Annotated in this window: 20 protein-coding genes; 8 read left to right on the top strand and 12 right to left on the bottom strand. The window is 59.6% G+C overall.

The genetic code is table 11. From position 1 onward, the window contains the following. Positions 1-91 precede the first annotated feature (91 nt). Complete coding sequence (locus ACNO7C_RS00455) at positions 92-1,555, top strand: DUF2139 domain-containing protein (RefSeq protein WP_460025074.1); 1,464 nt, start codon at positions 92-94, stop codon at positions 1,553-1,555. Between the two features lie 65 nt (positions 1,556-1,620). Beyond that, complete coding sequence (locus tag ACNO7C_RS00450; RefSeq protein WP_460025073.1) at positions 1,621-2,655, top strand: hypothetical protein; 1,035 nt, start codon at positions 1,621-1,623, stop codon at positions 2,653-2,655. Here ACNO7C_RS00450 and ACNO7C_RS00445 read toward each other — a convergent pair. The 3 genes from ACNO7C_RS00445 to ACNO7C_RS00435 are packed head-to-tail and all read right to left on the bottom strand — an operon-like array spanning position 2,618 to position 5,892. Then, a complete protein-coding gene (locus tag ACNO7C_RS00445) occupies positions 2,618-4,276 on the bottom strand; it encodes an ABC transporter ATP-binding protein (RefSeq protein WP_460025072.1) in 1,659 nt (552 codons plus the stop codon). The two genes, ACNO7C_RS00450 and ACNO7C_RS00445, sit on opposite strands and share 38 nt — an antisense overlap. Then, positions 4,267-5,094: an energy-coupling factor transporter transmembrane component T family protein gene (locus ACNO7C_RS00440; protein ID WP_460025071.1), complete on the bottom strand. Its 828-nt coding sequence runs from the start codon at positions 5,092-5,094 to the stop codon at positions 4,267-4,269. The genes ACNO7C_RS00445 and ACNO7C_RS00440 overlap by 10 nt, the downstream gene beginning before the upstream one ends. Positions 5,095-5,097: 3 nt before the next feature. Then, positions 5,098-5,892, bottom strand: coding sequence for a hypothetical protein (locus ACNO7C_RS00435; RefSeq protein ID WP_460025070.1), 795 nt, complete (start codon positions 5,890-5,892; stop codon positions 5,098-5,100). Positions 5,893-5,977: 85 nt separating this feature from the next. On the opposite strand from ACNO7C_RS00435, the gene ACNO7C_RS00430 reads away from it, so the two are divergent. Together ACNO7C_RS00430 and ACNO7C_RS00425 are read left to right on the top strand one after the other, a co-directional pair. Next, positions 5,978-6,706 (top strand): phosphoribosyltransferase family protein, encoded by a 729-nt coding sequence (locus ACNO7C_RS00430; RefSeq protein ID WP_460025069.1) that lies wholly within the window; start codon positions 5,978-5,980, stop codon positions 6,704-6,706. Positions 6,707-6,788: 82 nt separating this feature from the next. Further along, complete coding sequence (locus ACNO7C_RS00425; protein ID WP_460025068.1) at positions 6,789-7,463, top strand: HAD family hydrolase; 675 nt, start codon at positions 6,789-6,791, stop codon at positions 7,461-7,463. 10 nt (positions 7,464-7,473) lie between these two features. On the opposite strand, the gene ACNO7C_RS00420 is transcribed toward ACNO7C_RS00425, so the two are convergent. The 3 genes from ACNO7C_RS00420 to nagA are packed head-to-tail and all read right to left on the bottom strand — an operon-like array spanning position 7,474 to position 11,566. Continuing rightward, the gene (locus ACNO7C_RS00420; RefSeq protein ID WP_460025067.1) at positions 7,474-8,544 is read right to left on the bottom strand and encodes a PTS system mannose/fructose/sorbose family transporter subunit IID; all 1,071 of its coding nucleotides are present in this window, start codon (positions 8,542-8,544) and stop codon (positions 7,474-7,476) included. A 37-nt stretch (positions 8,545-8,581) separates the two neighbouring features. Beyond that, positions 8,582-10,411 (bottom strand): glutamine--fructose-6-phosphate transaminase (isomerizing), encoded by a 1,830-nt coding sequence (gene glmS / locus ACNO7C_RS00415; RefSeq protein ID WP_460025066.1) that lies wholly within the window; start codon positions 10,409-10,411, stop codon positions 8,582-8,584. Between the two features lie 3 nt (positions 10,412-10,414). Then, the gene (gene nagA / locus ACNO7C_RS00410) at positions 10,415-11,566 is read right to left on the bottom strand and encodes an N-acetylglucosamine-6-phosphate deacetylase (protein WP_460025065.1); all 1,152 of its coding nucleotides are present in this window, start codon (positions 11,564-11,566) and stop codon (positions 10,415-10,417) included. Positions 11,567-11,824: 258 nt separating this feature from the next. On the opposite strand from nagA, the gene ACNO7C_RS00405 reads away from it, so the two are divergent. Next, positions 11,825-11,986 (top strand): hypothetical protein, encoded by a 162-nt coding sequence (locus ACNO7C_RS00405; RefSeq protein ID WP_318536959.1) that lies wholly within the window; start codon positions 11,825-11,827, stop codon positions 11,984-11,986. Positions 11,987-12,045: 59 nt separating this feature from the next. Then, complete coding sequence (gene ptsP / locus ACNO7C_RS00400) at positions 12,046-13,761, top strand: phosphoenolpyruvate--protein phosphotransferase (protein WP_460025064.1); 1,716 nt, start codon at positions 12,046-12,048, stop codon at positions 13,759-13,761. A gap of 1 nt (position 13,762) precedes the next feature. On the opposite strand, the gene ACNO7C_RS00395 is transcribed toward ptsP, so the two are convergent. Further along, entirely contained in the window at positions 13,763-14,038 is a 276-nt protein-coding gene (locus ACNO7C_RS00395) for an HPr family phosphocarrier protein (RefSeq protein ID WP_460025063.1), read from the bottom strand. A 117-nt stretch (positions 14,039-14,155) separates the two neighbouring features. Here ACNO7C_RS00395 and ACNO7C_RS00390 point away from each other — a divergent pair, with 117 nt between their 5' ends. Together ACNO7C_RS00390 and ACNO7C_RS00385 are read left to right on the top strand one after the other, a co-directional pair. Beyond that, on the top strand, positions 14,156-14,302 hold the full coding sequence (locus tag ACNO7C_RS00390; protein ID WP_460025062.1) for a hypothetical protein: 147 nt from the start codon (positions 14,156-14,158) through the stop codon (positions 14,300-14,302). A gap of 103 nt (positions 14,303-14,405) precedes the next feature. After that, positions 14,406-15,437, top strand: a complete 1,032-nt coding sequence (locus tag ACNO7C_RS00385; RefSeq protein WP_460025061.1) for a 2-hydroxyacid dehydrogenase — start codon at positions 14,406-14,408, stop codon at positions 15,435-15,437. A 161-nt stretch (positions 15,438-15,598) separates the two neighbouring features. Here the strand turns inward: ACNO7C_RS00385 and ACNO7C_RS00380 are convergent, their stop codons facing one another. From ACNO7C_RS00380 to ACNO7C_RS00360, 5 genes are all read right to left on the bottom strand, one after another. Then, positions 15,599-15,841 carry a hypothetical protein gene (locus ACNO7C_RS00380; RefSeq protein WP_460025060.1) on the bottom strand — a complete coding sequence of 81 codons (243 nt, stop codon included), beginning with the start codon at positions 15,839-15,841 and terminating at the stop codon, positions 15,599-15,601. Then, a complete protein-coding gene (locus tag ACNO7C_RS00375; protein WP_460025059.1) occupies positions 15,834-16,391 on the bottom strand; it encodes a hypothetical protein in 558 nt (185 codons plus the stop codon). The genes ACNO7C_RS00380 and ACNO7C_RS00375 overlap by 8 nt, the downstream gene beginning before the upstream one ends. Next, positions 16,381-16,617: a hypothetical protein gene (locus tag ACNO7C_RS00370; protein WP_460025058.1), complete on the bottom strand. Its 237-nt coding sequence runs from the start codon at positions 16,615-16,617 to the stop codon at positions 16,381-16,383. Before ACNO7C_RS00370 ends, ACNO7C_RS00375 begins: the two co-directional genes overlap by 11 nt. A 159-nt stretch (positions 16,618-16,776) precedes the next feature. Continuing rightward, entirely contained in the window at positions 16,777-17,427 is a 651-nt protein-coding gene (locus tag ACNO7C_RS00365) for a hypothetical protein (RefSeq protein WP_460025057.1), read from the bottom strand. Between the two features lie 179 nt (positions 17,428-17,606). After that, entirely contained in the window at positions 17,607-18,473 is an 867-nt protein-coding gene (locus ACNO7C_RS00360) for an SDH family Clp fold serine proteinase (RefSeq protein ID WP_318536946.1), read from the bottom strand. Positions 18,474-18,492 lie beyond the last annotated feature (19 nt).

Below are 18,492 nucleotides of genomic sequence, written 5' to 3'. Positions count from 1 at the left end.
GCTGTGTTCTGTTTACTGGGAGGCTTTGGGTGCGGTTTAACAGCGGTGAGTAAGTAATTAAGGATAAAAAGAGGGGGCTGAGCTTAATCTTGTGAAAAACGTACACACGTTCCCGCCCCGCTACGGACCCGAATGGGGCAGTGGAGGGGTCTTCGGCCTCAAGTACTACAAGGGAGTCCTGTACTTCACGGTGGCTTTCGAGGCTGAAGCCCACTTCATTAGAGACAATTGCGAGAAGGTCTACAGGTTCGAGCAGGTGGGTAGCCTGCCTACGAGCGGCGGTGACACGTACAACGCCGTTGACGTGGCTGACGACTCGATCTACTTCGGCGGTTGGGTTCACGCGCCAGCTAGGTATGCCGGGAGAGTCGGCAGGGGTGGGCTCATATACTTCTACGACAAGTTCAGCCACGTCCACGAGTACAGCGTGAGCGAGGGCCGCGTAAGGCTCCTGTGGAAGGAGGGCATTGGGCACGAGTCGGAGTGGGCTGGCGAGGTATCCAACATCATATTCGACCCCGTGAACGACAGGCTTCTCCTCTCCCGCGCCGACGGGCACAGGAACCTCGGCGTCTACGCTCTGCCTAGAAGGGGCGGTAGGGCGGAGAAGATAAGCGAGAACCCCTCCCTCAAGGGGGCTCTCCTATCCGACTACGCGTGCTTCGACGTCATGCGGGACTGGAGAAGAGGGGTCGAGGCTGTCCAGTGCCTGGACCTGATCAGCGGGAAGTGGGAGTACTTCGGCGTAGACTACTCCGCCGCGAGCGTCGACTCGCGGCCCGCCTTTTTCACGATGAGTGGGCCAGCTATATCGGCCTACGGGAAATACTTCCACTTCGTGAGAGGGGGTGTACTCGTAGGCAACCCGCTCAGCGGTGAGGGCATGTCGTTTCTGCGCCTGTTCGACTTCGGCCTCTCGGGCTACGGGCCTCTACGCACTTCAGCTGTGCCGTTCGGGGGCGGCGTACTAGTGGCTTTCAACGCGTTCACGCACGGCGTCCTTTACCCGAGAAATGAGGAGGAGAGGGAGATGGCGCGCGCCATGAACACTATAGTCGGCCCAAGCGTCCTCGTCTACATCACCCCTCCATCTGCGCGAATTGTCGGGGCTTTCGGTGCGCGAGTCACCTCCATTGAAAACGCGGGGGGTGTAATATACCTTGGATCCTCCACGACCGCCAACTACGGTGCGCTCGACGCGGGGCCCCTGGACGCGGGCTGGAAGGAGGTGCTGGCGCTCAGGGCTGAGGCGCTTCTCGGCAACCATCCTCCCGTTTACTTCACCGTCTCCGGCTCCCAGGTTCTCGACATGGCTTGGGGAGGGATCCCGCTGTACGGCTACAGGGCCCCGAAGCTGCTGCTTAGCAGCGGCAAGGACAACACCCTCAGGGTGTTCACCTACGACTTCAGCCTCCCGCCGAGTGGGGCCGAGGAGGACACAATCAGCATCAGCAAGGGGAGGAGTACGATCGACTTGAGCGCGTACAAGGGAATCGTCGCCTTCCAGCTGTCGGAGGAGGACCAGGCCTTCAAGGCGAAGATTGTTTTGGAGTAGCCTTTTTCTCGGGAAGAAAGCTAAGCTTAAAAAGCTAGCTCCTCCAAAGGCTTTGAGCGTGGCTCATGTCGAGGCTAAACGTAGCGGGTTTCGCCGAGAAGGTTGGCCTTCGCCTGCTCGAGGGAGAAACCGTTTACGGTAGCAGGGAGGCTGGGGTTATAAGAGTGCGGCTGGAGGTACCTGGTGAGGCCTTCATCGTCCACTCCCGTGAAGGGGCCCTCATTGCAAGCAGTCCGGAGATCGTCGGCAGGGAGCTGGACTCTCTCAGCATGAGCCCTGCACGCCTCGTGGCCGGCTACTTAAAGCAGCTGGAGCAGGGGTCTCTTCCCGTCGTCTTCGTCCACGTTCTAAGAGGCTCGCAGGGCTACAGGCTGGACGTCGCTCTCCAGGAGTTCGGCTTCGACTTGAAGAAGCAGTTCCTCCGGGTTGCCTACGCCGGAGGTGCGGGGGAGAAGCACGCAGATGCGCAGCCGCACGTGGTAAACGCTCAGGTTAGCGAGCTGTCAGGCGGCGAGAAGACCCTAGTAGTCGCCGACACTATTGCAACCGGGAGAACGCTCATCCAGGCTCTCAGCCTCACCCTCGATGTGGCAGGGTTCCAGGGCGCTCAGCTCGAGAGAGCCGTTATATACGGCTTTATCTCCGAGCAGGGGGCGCGTGCTGTGGGTGAGTTTCTCGAGAAGAGGGGGGTCGCGCCCTTCTTCTTCGCCATCCAGGATTACGCCGCGCTGGCTTCGAACAACTACGACATGCCCCTCTACGGCCCCGACATAGGTCCCGCCGGGGTCGACGCCGGCAAGACCATTGCAGGTGTCACGACACCGGAGGCCTTCAAGGCTATGGCGCTAGAGTACTTCCCGGGGATGGACCAGCCGGGGGACTGGAGCGAGAGGCAGTGCCTTCTGTTCAACGGGTTTGGCTACGAGCGGGGGAGGATAGGAGAGCACCTCGGGCGGAGCTTGAAGAGCTTGGAGGAGCTGCGGGGGGCTGTGCTGAAAGCCTCCTGGTACGAGAGATGGCTTGAAGAGGTTTACGAGAGGAGAAAGAAGGGGCTAGAGAGAGCTATGGAGGTCGATGCGTGTAGCCCGGAAGAGGGCTGAGGCCGGCCTCCTTGCACACCCTTATTTCTGCGGGCTGCCTCAGCCTCGCCTCCCTGACCACGGAGTCGTCGCTCAGCACCACCTTTGGGTGCCCGTCAGCAACAACCCTGCCAGAGACCATAACTACGAGCCTGTCAGCGTACTTCAGCACTAGGTTCACGTTGTGGGTCACTACGAGAACAGATTTACCGCGCTCCGCGAAGGACTTGAAGGTGGCCATCAGCTGCTCGCTGAGCCTCCTGTCCTGCCCCGTTGTCGGCTCGTCGACTATTAGGAGCTTGGGCTCCAGTGTGTATACGCTGGCTATCGCGAGCCTCCTTTTCTCACCCTTGCTGAGGAAGAAGGGGTGCTCGCCTTCAAGCCCACTAAGCCCGAAGAGCTCCAACGCCTCCCGAACTCTCTCCGAGTAGACCTCTTCGGGCACGCCCCGGATCCTCCACCCGAACGAGACCTCGTCCCACACGGTTGGGTTGAAAATCTGGTGCTGCGGGTTCTGGTAGATGTAGGCGACCTTCGCCGCAAGCTCTAGGCGCGTGTATTTGTCGATGCTAACCCCGTCGACGATGACTGTTCCTCTCCTGGGCTTCAGGAGGCCTGCGATGATCTTCGAGAGCGTAGTTTTGCCGCTCCCGTTCGGGCCCATGAGGGCGACTAGCTCGCCCGCGCGTAGCTCGAGGCTGACCCCCCTGAGGACGTCAATACCCTTCGTGTAGGAGAACCAGACGTCCTTGACTGAGGCCACGACCTCTCTCTGATAGCTCAAGGGGGGTACGGAGTCGCAGATAGGTTGGATGCTCACCGCTCCTTCTCGCGCCGCCTTTATGAGCTGGTCGAGCCGCGGGGGGCTGACCTTCAGCCTCTCCGCCAGCTCGACGTGCTCAGGGGGGTAGGCAGCGTGCCGCTTCGCGGCTTCACCCAGCTCGTAGACCTCGCTCGGGCTACCCTCCAGCACCACCCTTCCGCCATCGATCACCACCAGCCTGTCAGCGAACTCCTCGATCAGCTCGGGCTCGTGCTCCACCATGACGATGGTGGCTCTGTACTCGTCCCTCAGCCTCCTGATGGCCGAGACCACCTCCTCCTTGCCTGCTGGGTCTAGGTCGGAGGTCGGCTCGTCGAGGAGCAGTAGCCTCGGCATCCTGGCGACAGCAGAAGCTATAGCTACGCGCTGCTTCTCACCCCCCGACAGCTGGTTCGGAGTGCGCTGCAGAAAAGACTCGTCCAGTCCTACGAGGCCCAGGGCCCAGCGCAGCCTTTCCTTCACCTCACCCTCGTCCAGACCGAGGGGCTCTAACCCTAGGACTATCTCGTCCTCAACTGTGCTCATCACGAACTGAATCTCGGGGTCCTCGAACACTACGCCGACGTCCCTCGCCAGCTCGGAAACATCAGTCGTCGCATTGTCGCGTCCGAGAACCAGTACTTTGCCGCTGAACTCCCCCGGCACCCTCTGAGGGACTATGCCCGTGAGGGCTAGGATCAGAGTGGTTTTCCCAGAGCCGCTCGGCCCGGTGATAGCCAGGAACTCTCCATCCCTAACCTCTAGGGTAATGCCTCTCAGAGCTGGCTCCTTCGAGCCTCGGTACCTCCAGTAGAGATCCTTAACCTCCGCTACGAGCATAGGGACCACCACGCGAATAACACCGTAGCGGTTACAGCTACGGCGAGGATTGCTAAGTCCAACCGCGTTAACCCGCGGCGATGGTACCTTGTGGTGAACCTCGTGGAGGGGGCGATGCCCCTGGACTCTAGGGCCAGCGATATCTCCAGGCTCCTGGTCACCATCAGTGAAAGCAGGGGGATCAGCGCGTTGGCGTAAAGCAGGAATCGCCTCGCCAGGCTAGTCCTCTCGAAGTCAACGCCCCTAGCCATCATTGCCTCCCGAACGGTGTAGAAGTCGGAGACAAAGAAGCTCAGACCCCTGAAGAAGAGAGACGCGGAGACCGCTAGCCCCGCCGGCAGGCCGAGGCGGCGGAGACCCCACACAACATCCCTGTCCGAGACCGTTGCCACGAATATTGTCGCTACGAGGATCATCGCGAGAATGCGGGCGATGAAGAAGGCGGCTTTAGATAGAGCAGCGTCGGTGACCACGAGCCTCCACTCCCAGACCCCTCTTTCCGCCCTCAGGCTCAGCAGGGTAGCCGAGAACAGCGGTTTTCCGGGGACCTGAGTGAAGAGGACGAATGAGAGGACGATGAAGACTGAAAGGCTGGAGACTAGGAGCATGTAGGACTTCAGGAACCTTAACGGAACACCGGCTAGAATAGCGAACCCCAGCGATACCAGAACTAGGAGAGAAGCTGAGAGTAGGTCCCGCACAAAGATGACGTCAAGGGATATAAAAAGCGGTACCAGTATCTTCACAGAGCCGTCTAGCCTGCTGTAGACCGTGGGGTTCGCTCTCACTCCTACTAGCTCCTCAAGTATGGTTGGCATCCTCTAGCTCCACCAACCCTCAACGTACAGCCCTGTTCGCTTGAAGATAGGCGTTAGTGCTGTTAGTATTGGTGTTGAGAGCACCGAGAGTACTATAAGGTCCCCGATAACCCACCCCGTGAAGACGGGCCAGAACAGCTCAGCGGGCAGCGGCGGCGGAAAGTTGAAGACCGTGAGCGTACCTGCCCCCCAGATGCCAGAGAGCAAAGCCGTCAGTATGATCCCCGCCGTATACGCTCCCCAGGTTTTAGCGTCGCCTACAAGGAGCCCCAGAACGATGCCCACTACAGCTAGCGCCAAGCCAGTGTAGACGCTCCCGACGTAGAAGGTCGTGAAAGGTTCCCCTAAGGCCCCCCAGAGCACCTGCACCACGATGCCCAGTATAAGTATAATCGAACCCAGCGATACAAAGACTGGGAACAGTTTAGCCGCCTTCCCGCGCTTAACGGCAAAGTTAGGGTCTACTCTGAGAAGCCTGAAAATCAGAGCAGGGATAAACGCCTCGATGAAGTCAGCGAAAGACCATATAGCGGACTGAATGACGGTGTACCCGCTGGGGTACAGACCCAGGAAGAAGCAGCTGAAATAGCCGGCCAGCGCCCCCCACATCCCCATCCAGACACCTAGAGGAACGTAGACGGCTGTCGCAACGTACAGCGCGGAAACTCCCGGAGCGCCGAGTACGGGGAATATGAGCGAGGACAGGACTGCGAGGACGTACGCGATAGCAGTCGCCAGGACGAACGACACTATGTGGGCCCAGGTAACTCGTCTCTTAACCTGTGCTTTCCCCGTCACGTGCGAAGCATGTTTGCATGACTTTATAAATTTATCTTTATTTTAAAAAGAAAATTTTATAAGACATTAGCTTTACTCTGATAATATGCAGACTCGCCGCATCGATGAGGCCGTTGCGCAGGTTGCGTGCCAGAAGGCGCTCCGCGCCCTGCGCTCTTACGTTCAGCCGCGCCAAATACTCGACACTCTCTACGCCTCGGGGATTGAGATCTCGCCCGTCGACCTTAGCCGCTACCTCAGCGGCGTAGTCCTCCCCTCGCCCGAGAAAGCTTACACCATACTCGAGGTAATCTACCGCAGTGGACTCGTCGCGCAGGCTTTCAGAAAGGCGGTGGAGGTCGACTCCCAGGGCGTCGTGAACGTCCCGCTAATAGCTTACAACACCCAGCTCTTGGAGCTCGCGGCCTCGGTTGCCTTCACGCTTTTCAGGAGCAGGGTGGACGCCGTGGTAACAGCGGCAACTAACGGTATACCCCTAGCTACTCTGACGGCCTCCTTCCTAGGCGCTAAGCTGGCAGCCGCGAGGAGGGAGCGCGAGAGCCCGACGCTCAGGTACCTCGAGGCGGGCCTGTTCCTGAGGGATCCGCCCTCCTACGTCCACCTCTACCTCCCCGCCGACCTGCTGAGAAGCGGGGACAGGGTTCTAATAGCCGATGACCTGTTCCGGAGTGGTAGAACACTGAAGGCGCTAGTCAGCATCGTCGAGAAGGCTAATGCGCACGTAGTGGGTGGTTTGGCGATGGTCGCGCTCGGAACCGCGTGGAGGGAGGCTGCGCCAAGTGACTCCCACTTCACAGCCATCCTGCAAATTTAAACCACTTCCGCGTGCTGACATTATCTTCTCATTAGAAATAGACAATAAATAGTTCCCGCGAAGCGTATTCATGGCGAGGATTGTGGGTGAGCTGTTATTTGTTGTGGATTATGATGGGACTCTCGCCAGGGAAAACGAGAAAGCTGATCCGAGCATTGTTGAGTCGCTGAGCTCGCTTAAGCAGAGGAGCGGCTTTAAGCTTGCTTTAGCTACCGCGCGCCCGCTATCGGACATCGAGGCGTTCGTGACTCTAGGCATCTTCGACGCGATGGTTCTTGAGCTGGGGTCAGTGGTTTACCTTTCACCCGGGGAGGTGGTGGTCTTCAAGCCGAGGGTTTGGGGTAGGATCCTCGAAAGGATTTCCCGAGAAGTACCCTCGGTGAACAGGGGGGAGGTGCTCTACTACTTCGACCAGGACTCGTTGAAGATTGCTGAAAAGGTGGCCTCGGGGCTTGGGGAAGCCTCCCTTGAGCTGAAGAAGGTTGGCTCCAGGACCTACGTCTTTGCGCCTAAGGGGCTCGACAAGGGTGTGGGGCTTGCTAGGCTGCTCAGACTGACGGGCTGGAGCGGTATCCGTGTTGTCGCAATAGGCGACAGCGCTTCAGACCTGCCGCTGTTCCAGCAGGCTTGGACGCGCGTGGCTGTGGCTAACGCGGACGAGAAGGTCAAGGAAGCGGCAGACCTCGTGACTAACGGAGAGTACGGAAGCGGCGTAATTGAGGCTGTGAGAAAGATAATTGGGGAAAAAATAGTTTAAATTTAGTTCGCTACCCGAGGATGCCCAGCAACGCAAGTATGAAGGCTACTAGGAACAGCACTATCACGGCTTTGCCGTAGCTGTAGCCTTTGTTCTTGATGAGCCAGTACGTGAACAGTGTGAAGAGGAGCGGTAGCAGGGACGGCATCAGCTGGTCTAGGACAGGCTGGAGCTTTATGGCCTGCCCGTGGTATGACGCTAGGACTATTGGTGTTGTAGCCCTCACGTAGGTTGCTGTAATGCCCCCGATTATGGCCATAGCGAAGCCCATGATAGCTTCTCTGAAGACCTTCAGCACGTCGCCCTTCAGAACCTCAGCCAAGGATAAACCGTACTTGTAGCCGTACACGAGGGTGTAGTACTTCACAGCCCAGGATACAGGTATCCAGATCAGCAGCGCGACGATCGGCCCCAGGATGTTGCCGTTCACGCCCAGCGACGCCCCGAGAAGGAAGGCTATGGGCAGCAGAATGAACCAAATCATCGAGTCGCCTAGTCCGGCGAACGGCCCCATGAGAGCTGTCTTGATGCCGCGTATCGTGTCCTGGTCTGCGCCCTGCTCCTCCAGCGAGATCACCATTCCGTAGATCGCGTTGTGGAGGTGCGGCTCGGTGTTGTAGAACTCGTTGTGTAGGCGCATCCAAGATTTCAGCTCCTCGGGATCCTTGCGAAGCCTCTTCTCCACCTCCAGCATTCCGTGAGCAAAGCCCGTGCCCATCATTCTCGCGTAGTTCCAGGGGGACTGGATAAACCACGAGACTCCGAACCAGCGGAGGAAGTCCTTAGCCGTTGCCTTGCCTGTGGGTGGCGCGGTGGATGTCGAGGTCATCCCCTCGAGCACTTCTCTGTGCGTGAACAGGTAGAGGGCGAATATTATGGAGCCGGCGATGAGCGCTATCGCCAGGAGGCTCAGCTTCAAATAGGCGGCGAGGGCGAATCCAAGGATGTAGAATGCAACAGTCTTCCTTGAAAGCATCATCTTCATCATGATCGCGGCGCCGAGAGCTAGTAGCACTGCTCCAGCAACCCCCATCGCGTCCCAGACCCTCACAGTCAAGGGGCCTATCTGGACGACCTGCAACGAGTCGATGAAAGCCTTTACGCCCTGAGGGCCACCGCTACCTCGTCACCGCTTTAGTCAGGTAGCGGGGCGCGTCGATGGGTCTCCCGAGCTCTACCCCAAGCCTGTACGCAAGCAGCTGGAGCGGAACCGCGTAGATTATTGGCGCGAGGTGCCTCTCGGCTGGGGGAGCGTGGATGACGGCCAGCTTCTCACCGCTGAGTTGCGCCAGCCTCCCATCGCCCTCGAACCCGACGACCACGGTGGACGCCCCCGCTTCGATGGCTGACTGTATCAGCGGGTAGGTGGCCTCGGCGGAGAGCCTCTCGACAGGCATTATGAAGCCCGTGAAGAAGCCGTCCTCGACGAGCACGAAGGGGCCGTGCTTGAACTCTCCGGCTTCAACACCCTCGGCGTGGAAGTAGGAGGCTTCCTTGAGCTTCAGGGCAGCCTCGAGTGCCAGTGGGTACGTGATCCCCCTGGAAACCACGTAGCCTCCCCTGCAGCCCTTCAAGAGCCTGACGGCCTGCTTCGTCTCCTCGTCTATCCTGGGGAGGTACTCCGCGAGGGCGGTTGCAGCCGCCTTGACGGAGGAGACTTTCTGCGCGTGCGTGCCGGCGTCCGTCCTCCCGGACTCCCTGGACGCCCTGAGCGAGATCAGGTAGAGCAGGAGGAGGGTCGAGGTGAAGGTCTTGGTGGCGGGGACGGCGAGCTCGGGGCCCGCGGCTATAGGCAGGTAGACATTCGACAGCCTTGCGAGCCTCGAGCCTATGTAGTTGGTGACGCCGAGGATGGTGGAGCCCCTGAGCTTCGCCTCGTAAAGGGAGGAGAGCACGTCGCCCGTCTCGCCTGACTGCGATATCGCTACGACCAGGCTGCCCGGCCCAATATTCTCGACGTAGTAGAGCGGGAACTCGGCGGCACTGGTCACAACGGGGCTCACGCCGACCAGCTCCGAGAGGTAGTATGACGCCACCATCCCTGCGTGCAGGCTGGTCCCGTTTGCTATGATGTAGACGCTTTCAGCGCCGAGGACAAGGCGGGCGGCGAGCTGGAGGTACTTCTCCTGGACCGTGCTCAGCGTCCTGAGAAGCGCGTATGGGACCTCGTAGATCTCGCGGAGCATATGGTGCCTGAAGCCCCCCTTGTCCACCAGTGCTGGGTCGACCTCCAACCTGCTCGGGGGCTTCAGCTGGGCTTCAGCCCCTTGCCGGTACACCTTAACCCCACCCCTACAGACGAGCACGAGCTCGCTGGGCTCAACCTGGATGTAGCTGTCCGCAAGGCCGTGCAGGGCTGTCAGGGTGTTGGTGACGTAGAAGGCTTCGCCCGATATGCCTACGTAGAGGGGCAGCGAGCTTGCGAAGGCTCCGATGCACTCAGAGTCCCTGTCTAGGACCGCGATCGCGTAGAAGCCCTCAAGGATGCCCTGGAGCGCTTGGAGCGCCTCCACGAAGCCCCTGTCCCTCTCAAGCTCCTCCTCCAGCACGTGGGCAGGCACCTCGAAGTCGCTCCTCGACTGCAGCTTGTGGCCGCTCATGACAACCATGTCCTTGAGCTTCTCGTAGTTGCTGATCGCCCCGTCGCCGGCCACCGCGACTCTCTGCCTGCAGTCCGCGAAGGGGTGCGCGTTCTCCGTTGTCGGCCTGCCGTGCGTGGCGTAGCGCGTCTGACCGAGCGCGACGCTGCTGGACAGCTTGAGCAGGCCCAGCTTCTCGGCCACGTAGTCCACCCAGCCCACGTCCTTGTAAACGCTCAGCACGCCCTCCTCGACCACCGCGACTCCAGCGCTGTCATACCCCTTGAAGCGCATCCTCTTCAGGCCCTCCACTACGCTGGGCACTACGTTGGCTCTGCCCCTCGCTACAGCCCCGAGGATGCCGCCCATTCGTCAGCCACCGTATACCTCCACTCCCCCAACGATGGTCTTGACTACGCGGAGCTCATCGTCGAGAAGCACGAGGTCCCCGGGGTAGCCGGGCGCCACGACGCCGAGCTTCCCACCTAGCCCTATGCTCGCCGCTGGCGTTGTTGAGGCCATTCTCACGGCGTCGGCGAGGCTGAAGCCGAGCCTGACCATGTTTTTGACAGCCCTGTCCATCGTGAGCGTGCTCCCCGCGAGCGCCCCCGTGTCGGCGAGCCTCGAGACGCCGCCCTTGACCACTATCTTCAGCCCCCCTAAGGTGTACTCGCCGTCCGGCAGGCCTGTAGCGGCAACAGCGTCGGTGATGAGGACCGTTCTGGAGGGGCCTGCGAGCCTAGCGACGAGCCTGACGGTCGAGGGGTGGAGGTGTATAAGGTCGGAGATCATCTCGATGAACACGTTCGGCTGCTCGAGCAGGGCGAAGGCTACTCCCGGCTCGCGGTGATGGAAGTGCCGCATCTGGTTGAAGATGTGGTTAGCCTTCGACGCGCCGGCCAGCACCGCTTTCACAGCCTGATCGTAGGTGGCGTCCGTGTGGCCGAGGCTCACGGTGACGCCCATCCCGGCGGCGCGCCTTACGAGCTCTGTGGCTCCGGGCAGCTCGGGCGCCACCGTGATCTGCTTGAGGTGCCCCCTGGAGGCGCTGTAGTACTCCGTGAACTCCTCGATGGATGGCTGCCGGAAGAAGCGCGGGTCCATGGCGCCCCTCATATTGGGGTTGAGGTAGGGTCCCTCGAGGTGTAGCCCGAGCACCCTGGAGCCTGAGCCGGGCTTCTGGCTCTCAATGGCCTTCGCCACCTCGGACGAGGCTTTGAGGAGCACGTCGTGGGGGGCCGCAACGAGGGATGCTAGGAAGCACGTGACCCCGTGCCTCGCCACGTGCTTGGCGACCCGGAGAACGTCCTCGGAGCTGGCGAGGGTGAAGTCCACGCCGCCGTAGCCGTGGAAGTGCGTGTCTATGAAGCCCGGCGCGACGGTTAGGCCGGAGGCGTCTATGGTCTTGTCCCCCGACAGGTTCTCGCCGACCTCAACAATGACTCCGGACTCGATAGCCACGTCCATCTCCCCGAGGTCCAGAAATGGGGTTAGGACTCTGCCTCCCTTAACTATAACCCTCATACGTCTTAACCTCAGCCGGCGCGCGGAAAAACTTTCTGTAACAACACATTGTAGCTCCGACGTGCCGCGAGCAATAACCCTTAACTATCACTGAAGTCAAAGGTTTCATGTGCACGACGAGGTAGCCGAGTTGTTCTACGAGAAAGTCAACTCGAACGCTACCGGAGGTTCCTCGGACAAGGTCGTGGGTAGGGGTGGCTTTTGCATTCTATTGCAGAGGTAGCGATACCACTTTTTTAGTTCCCCTTGCTTCCTCAGGTGTTCCACTCATACCTTCCCAGGCTCTCAGCGGGCTGGTGGGGAGTTGAGGAAGGGATATTCGAGCAAAGCCCCCTCAGCAAGGCCTTCGGCTTCCGAAACACAGGCTACCCCGCCAGGCTCAGCCTCGTAGCGCTTACCTCAGGAATATTCGGCAATTAAAAAATTTAAATTTAGTAGTGAGTAGTAACCTTTTTTCTGTGCGTGTTTGAATTCTCTCGATGCGCCTAAAAGGGTTAGTGGCCTCGCCTGGGATAGCCATAGGCAAGGTGAGCGTGCTGAGGAAGACTGACTTTCTGAGCGTTCCCATTGAGGCCAAGGCATCTGACGCGGGGGCTGAGGCAGAGAAGCTGAGGAGGGCTGGGGAGGTCCTGGCTGGGAAGCTTAGCACGCTGAAGGGGCTACTGCCTAGGCAGGAGCAGGAGGTCGTGGAGGCGCAGCTACTGATCCTCGAGTCCCTGGTGTCCGAGGCGCTGGAGCTGGTCTCGCAGGGGTACTCGGCGGTCTACGCCGTGAGAAGGGTTTACGAGAAGTACAGCGAGATGCTCAAACAGGGTAGCGAGCTCTTCGCGCTTAGGGCCCAGGACCTCCGGGACCTTGCCTCAAGGCTCGTGACCCTGCTCCAGGGCCTTGAAGGTGGGCGGGCTGCAGGGGGCTGGGAGGTGGCTGTGGGTGAGGAGGTGGACCCGATAGAGTTCCTCGAGATGACTAGCCAAGGGCTTAAAGGGCTTGTGACCAGGAGCGGGGGTGTTACGTCGCACGTGGCTATCCTGGCCCGGCTCAAGGGCATACCGTACCTCATAGCCAGCGCTCTGAACCTGGAGGCCGTCAGCGAGGGCTCCCAGGCAGTGGTGGACGCGCTTGAAGGCTACCTGATCCTGAACCCTTCGAGCGGGGAGCTGGAGAGGTACGAGAGGCTGGCAAGGCAGTACAGCCAGCTCCTCGAGGTTTTCGCCAGCGAGGCGGGGCTCGAGGCTCTGACCCTTGACGGCCGCAGGGTTAAAGTCTACTGCAACGTCGGAAACTTCGAGGAACTGCGGATACTCGACCAGTACGGCTGCGGAGGCGTGGGGCTGTTCAGGGTGGAGTTCGCGTACATGGCCCGCACGTCCCCGCCCAGCGAGGACGAGCTCTACCAGCTGTTCTCCAGGTCGGTCCAGCTCGTGGGCGGGAAGCCGCTCACCGTGAGGGCGCCGGACATCGGGGGAGACAAGCCCGTCCCGTTCCTGGAGCTCCCGCGGGAGCAGAACCCCCAGCTCGGCTTGAGGGGTACGAGGCTGCTGTTCAAGTACAGGGATGAGCTCCTCGTGCCCCTGGTTAGGGCCTTGCTCAGAGCCTCCGCCCACGGCAGGCTCAGGCTCATGCTGCCAATGGTCAGCGCAGTGGAGGAGGTTGAGGAGTTCAGAAAGATCGTCGAGGAGGAGAGGGAGAGGCTCGAGGCTTCCGGCGCGAAGACAGGGGTGCTCGAGCTGGGAGTGATGGTTGAGACCCCGTCGAGCGCGCTCCTCGCTGGGAGCCTGGTTGCGAGAGGGGGTTTGAGCTTCATAAGCTTCGGCACAAACGACCTAACTCAGTACGTGATGGCCGCGGACAGGGGCAACAGCCTCGTAGCGTACCTCTACGACGAGCTCAACCCGGCTGCACTGCGGCTGATAGCACAGGCTGTCAAGCAGGTGAAGGGCAAGGCAGAGGTGGAGGTCTGCGGGGAGATGGCTTCTAGGCCGCTGGCCGTGCCCGTGCTCCTAGGCTTGGGCGTGGAGAGCCTCAGCGTCGCCCCACAGTTCGTGGGGAAGGTGAAGTACGTTGTGAGGAGGCTTAGGCTGGAAAAGCTCGAGGAAAGCCTGGCAGAGCTCCTGGAGGCAGCGGAGAGGGCCAGCGAGGTCAGAGAGTGGTCCAGGAAGATCCTCGAGAAAAGCGGGGTAACGTTCTACGAGTAGCCTACTTGTCCTGCTCGGGCAGGACCTCCAGCAGTAGCTTGGTAAGTTGCTCGATCGCTTTATCCTCGTCGGGGCCGTCAGCGACGATCTCGATCTCGTCCCCCATGTCCACCCCGAGGGAGAGGAGCTGGAGGATGTTCTTCGAGTCGGCAGACCTGCCCCCCTTCCTCACAACGATTTTCGAGGAGAAGCTCTTGGCGGTCTGGACAAACACGGCCGCCGGCCTAGCGTGAAGACCGCTCTTGTTGACGACCTTTAGCTTTGCCTCGCGAACCATCAGGATACCCAGGAAAGGTTTTCGCCATAAATACCTTTCTACAAAAAGCACAAATAATTCTCCTTGCACAGCTGCAGATTCCGCTAGGGGAAATGGTTATTAGTTAGGGGAGTAACTTTGGGCTACTTCGACCCCGAGCCCAAAACCAGCAAAACCAACTTCTTCGACTACGAGGAGCAGCTTGAGGAGTTCAGGCGCGGGCTCAAGTCTTCGAAGCTTGTTGCCGTGGCGGGCTTAAAGAGGTACCTTAAAACGACAAGATAATTTGATGGCTTTTTAAGGCGTAAGGAGGGGCTACCACGCCGGTGAGGCTTGCCTTAAGGAATAAGCTTACAGGTTAGGTGGCAAGCTTATAGAGTTCATCGTTGTGAGTGCTTTCGGCGGCTATGGGAGGGGGAGGTACAGGGTTGTTGTGACGGCGCCTATCCGCGAGGAGGGTATCAGGTTGCTCGAGAGGGAGGCTGAAGTCTTCGTCTTCAGTGAACCCCCTAGAACCGAGGAGGAGCTGATCGAGGCGGTTAGGGAGGCTGACGGCCTTCTCGTCTCCTTGAACGTGGAGCCCGTCACTAGTAGAGTTATCGAGAGTGCGGGAAAGCTGAGGGTGATAGCTAGGCACGGCATAGGCTATGATAACGTTGACGTGCAAGCGGCGACCCAGCGTGGAATCTGGGTTACAATAGCCCCGGTTAGCTCTGAGACTGTGGCTGACATGGCTTTTGCTCACCTGCTGTGCCTTGCGAGGAAAGTCCACCTAGCTACGCAGTACATTAAGTCGGGGAAGTGGGTATCCAGGAACCCTTTCCTCTTCATGGGCTTCGACGTTTGGGGAAAGACCCTTGGGATCATCGGGCTTGGGAGAATCGGCCAGGCTGTGGCGAGGAGAGCTAAAGGCTTTGGAATGAGGGTGATTTACTACGACAAGGTGAGGAGAGAGGACGCTGAGAGAGAGCTGGGCATCGAATTCCGCATCTTAGAGGACCTGCTCAGGGAGTCTGACTTCGTGACACTTCACGTGCCACTAACCCCGGAGACATACCACATGATCGGCGAGAGAGAGCTGCGGATGATGAAGCCCACAGCAATACTCGTCAACACCTCCCGCGGCGCCATCATCGACACGCAAGCCCTTGCCAAAGCCCTAAGGGAGGGCTGGATCGCCGGCGCAGGACTCGATGTTTTCGAGCGCGAACCCCTCCCGCCCGACGACCCCCTCTTGACGCTAGGCGACGATGTAAACTTAACAATGACCCCTCACATAGCTTCAAACACCGTTGAGTGCAGAGTGAGACTTGCGGTCACAGCGGCAGAGGAGATACTCAGAGTCCTACATGGCGAGGCTCCTAGATTCCCGGTGAACCCTGAGGTCGCGGATGTTCTCAAAGCGCGTAAGATGCAGTGAAGTGCCGATCCCCGGCCTGAGAGCCCTGTAGGGTTGCAATGTGGTGCAGGTTCTGAGAAAGAGCAGTTAACGTAGCGGTTAGCGGTAGCGGAGCATGAGGCGCGTCGCGCATTTTTCTCCGTAATCACTGAGGCTCAAGGCTTTCGGAGCCGGGCCGCGTGCTACACAACTACCGGTATCTTCGCCTTCCTGAGGAGCTCCCGGAAGTCCTCTAAGTCGAGCCCCGCGAACAGCGCGGCCCTCCTGATGTCTCCCGTCTCGACGTAGTACCTCAGGGCCGCCCTAACCCTGGGCGGCTGCCTCTCGATAAAAACCCAGTCAGCACACTCCCTCCTAACCCTCCTAGCCTCCTCCTCGAGCTCAGCCCACTTCCTTTTCTTCTCCTCTATACTACTTTCACCCACAGACCTCACCCCTCACCAGCTCCAGTGCCCTGGCTAAATCTCTCCTTGGGAAGAAGTGCCCCGTATCAGCCTCGTAGGCTTCGAAGAGCGCGCCTACCTCTGCGCAGTCCACTTTGAGCGCGCTCTCCCTCACCGCCGCGACGAGAAGCTCGAGGGCCCTCCAGACGATGACGCTCGCGTAGGGCTCCAGGAAGTCCACGGCCATTATTGCACCCTTGTTCTCTGTCAGTACAGTGTAGCCCCTCCTTCTCCCAACCACCAAGCAGAGGGCCTCGGGCAGGTCCACGGGCACAGCTAACCTAAGCCTCCTCGACTCTTCCACGAGCCTCCTAGCCTCCTCGAGCTCGTCTGGTGTTTCCGTGTACACAGACATCCCTCCTGCGGCGAGGGAGGAGGCAACCCACTCGACGGTGTTCTCGGATTTTATCTCCCTTAGAACTGACTCGGGTACAAAAACGGTGCTGAAAACCCTGAAGATTAGATCCCTGTGCCGAAAGCGGGCCCAGTCGATTACAAAGCATGTATCAGCTATCGCGAACCTAGCCGACATTCGGTATCCTAGCCCTCACTCTGAGCTCGTTAAACTCCTCGACAGTTAAACCCGCTATCCTTGAAGCCACGTACATGTCTCCCGTCTCGACGTAGTACCTCAGGGCCGCCCTAACCCTGGGCGGCTGCCTCTCGATAAAAACCCAGTCAGCACACTCCCTCCTAACCCTCCTAGCCTCCTCCACGTCCTCCAGCGACACACGCGCCCTTAGTTCGAGCATCTCCATTACTTACTGCTTGGGCCTCGCTATTAAACCTTCCTGCGAGCAGGATATCGATGAGTGAAGCTGTTCGCCGATTTGAAAGCAGTCAAACCAACACTGGTTTCGCTAACTGAAATGCACTTTCACCTGCTGCGACGCGGTCACGCCGTGCTGGGGGGAGAGCTATGGGTCTCCGGGCGTTTTTGCGAAGTCCGGCTTGTAGTAGTCCTGCGTCGCCTTCAAAACCCACACGTTCTTCGCCTTTGCCTCCTCGACGAGCTCCGGTAGCGCGAGGGAAGTGTAGATGACCAGTATCGTTTTAGGCCTCAGTTTCTCCGGGTACCTGCTCTTCAGGAGCTCGAGCTTCTTCAGGAGCCTGCGCAGCTCACCCAGCCCGCTCCTAACCGCTACCTCGCCAACGACGCACACATCGCCGGACACGCCGTAGACGTCGACCTCCAGCTCTGGGAGGACGAGGGGGGCGAGCTCTACGTCTAAGCCCAGCTCAGCCTTAAGCCTGTGCCTGATGATTGACCTCGCCTCCTCCTCTATGTCTACCGTGAGCTTCTCAAGGGTGCGCTCCACTCTCACAAGCCTCCTGTCCAAAGCCCGAATAGCCCTGTTAAAGTCTTCCCTAAGCATTTTCTGCTCCTCCCTGATAGCCTTAATCTCCTCCCTGATGCCTTTGATTTCCTTCCAGATTTTTTCCTGCTCCTCAGCCAATGCGTCCAGCCTCTTGAGGAGCTCGAGCACCCCAAGGTAGCCTGCCACAGCGTACCGGAACTCTCGATCCTCCTCCAGTAGCTTCAGGAACTCCTCTCTGAGCGAAGCCATAGCCCTGCTAGCTAGTAGTTGCTACGGCTTAAAAAATTAATAAGCCTAGCGGGGGTAGGTCCCAGTTGCCAAGCCGACGAGTAAGGGAAAAACAGCGCCAAGCTCAAAAACCTGATATTTTGTGTAGAGAGCCGCATAGGGGGCTGTAGGGGGTGGAGAGAAAGGGTGCCGGTAGCGCTTTAACGCTGAGGGCGCTCCGTTCCCGCCCTAGCGGGGTATAGGGGTCTCTGTATGTACTCAACGCCCGGCCTTTGCTGGTGTGTCTGCGGGTAAAGCTCCATCAGCGCGTACACCTCCGGCGGCACGTCCGTCCTTACGGGAAGCCCCATGCTCCTGGCCTCCTCCACGGTTATGGGGTAGTCGTGGGTGTATCCGCCCTCGGTCAGCTTCTTCGCGACCTCGAGGGCCTTCTCCCTGGGCATTTTCCCGTCGAGCAGAGAGACTATTATGCCCTGAACCTCCCTGAGCGCCTTCTCGGCTATGTCGGCGTACACCAGCATCTCGTCCGACGCCTTGTCCCCCCGCTCCCTCGCAACTCTCACGATGCTCGGCGCCGGCAGAACCCCCATCTGCGTCTGGATCTGCGGGTCGAGGGGCCCGAGGACGGCGTCCGGGTCCATGTATATCTCATCAGCCGCGAGGGCGATCAGGGTGCCGCCGCTCATCGCGTAGTGCGGGACGATGACGATCTTACGGGCAGGGTGCCTCTTCAAGGCCATCGCGATCTGCGCCGCGGCCAGGACGAGTCCACCGGGGGTGTGCAGGATCAGCGCTATCGGCATGTCGGGCGGAGTGGACCTTATAGCCCTTATAACGGCCTCGGAGTCGTCCACGTCTATGTACCTGTACACCGGTATCCCGAAGAAGCTCACCGTCTCCTGCCTGTGGATAAGCGTCACAACCCTCCAGCCGTACCTCTCCTCGATACGCCTTATGACCCTCATCCTCGCGTTAGTTAGCGCCCTCATCGCCAACTGCGGGTTGACGAAAACGTACAGCATCAAGAGCCAGAACAGCAGGGACACCACATCCGAGAAGCCGTCCAAACCAAGACACCCACGTACC

It is taken from the genome of Infirmifilum tikiterense (assembly GCF_054696565.1).
The sequence above is the reverse complement of the archived record's forward strand: the minus strand, read 5'-3'. Positions and strand labels throughout refer to the sequence as shown.

Coding starts and splice junctions, on each gene's coding strand:
- ACNO7C_RS00450 (WP_460025073.1), top strand. CDS start 1,621: ATGTCGAGGCTAAACGTAGCGGGTTTCGCCGAGAAGGTTGGCCTTCGC.
- ACNO7C_RS00445 (WP_460025072.1), bottom strand. CDS start 4,276: ATGCTCGTAGCGGAGGTTAAGGATCTCTACTGGAGGTACCGAGGCTCG.
- ACNO7C_RS00440 (WP_460025071.1), bottom strand. CDS start 5,094: ATGCCAACCATACTTGAGGAGCTAGTAGGAGTGAGAGCGAACCCCACG.
- ACNO7C_RS00430 (WP_460025069.1), top strand. CDS start 5,978: ATGCAGACTCGCCGCATCGATGAGGCCGTTGCGCAGGTTGCGTGCCAG.
- glmS (WP_460025066.1), bottom strand. CDS start 10,411: ATGGGCGGCATCCTCGGGGCTGTAGCGAGGGGCAGAGCCAACGTAGTG.
- nagA (WP_460025065.1), bottom strand. CDS start 11,566: ATGAGGGTTATAGTTAAGGGAGGCAGAGTCCTAACCCCATTTCTGGAC.
- ptsP (WP_460025064.1), top strand. CDS start 12,046: ATGCGCCTAAAAGGGTTAGTGGCCTCGCCTGGGATAGCCATAGGCAAG.
- ACNO7C_RS00395 (WP_460025063.1), bottom strand. CDS start 14,038: ATGGTTCGCGAGGCAAAGCTAAAGGTCGTCAACAAGAGCGGTCTTCAC.
- ACNO7C_RS00375 (WP_460025059.1), bottom strand. CDS start 16,391: ATGTCGGCTAGGTTCGCGATAGCTGATACATGCTTTGTAATCGACTGG.
- ACNO7C_RS00370 (WP_460025058.1), bottom strand. CDS start 16,617: ATGGAGATGCTCGAACTAAGGGCGCGTGTGTCGCTGGAGGACGTGGAG.
- ACNO7C_RS00365 (WP_460025057.1), bottom strand. CDS start 17,427: ATGGCTTCGCTCAGAGAGGAGTTCCTGAAGCTACTGGAGGAGGATCGA.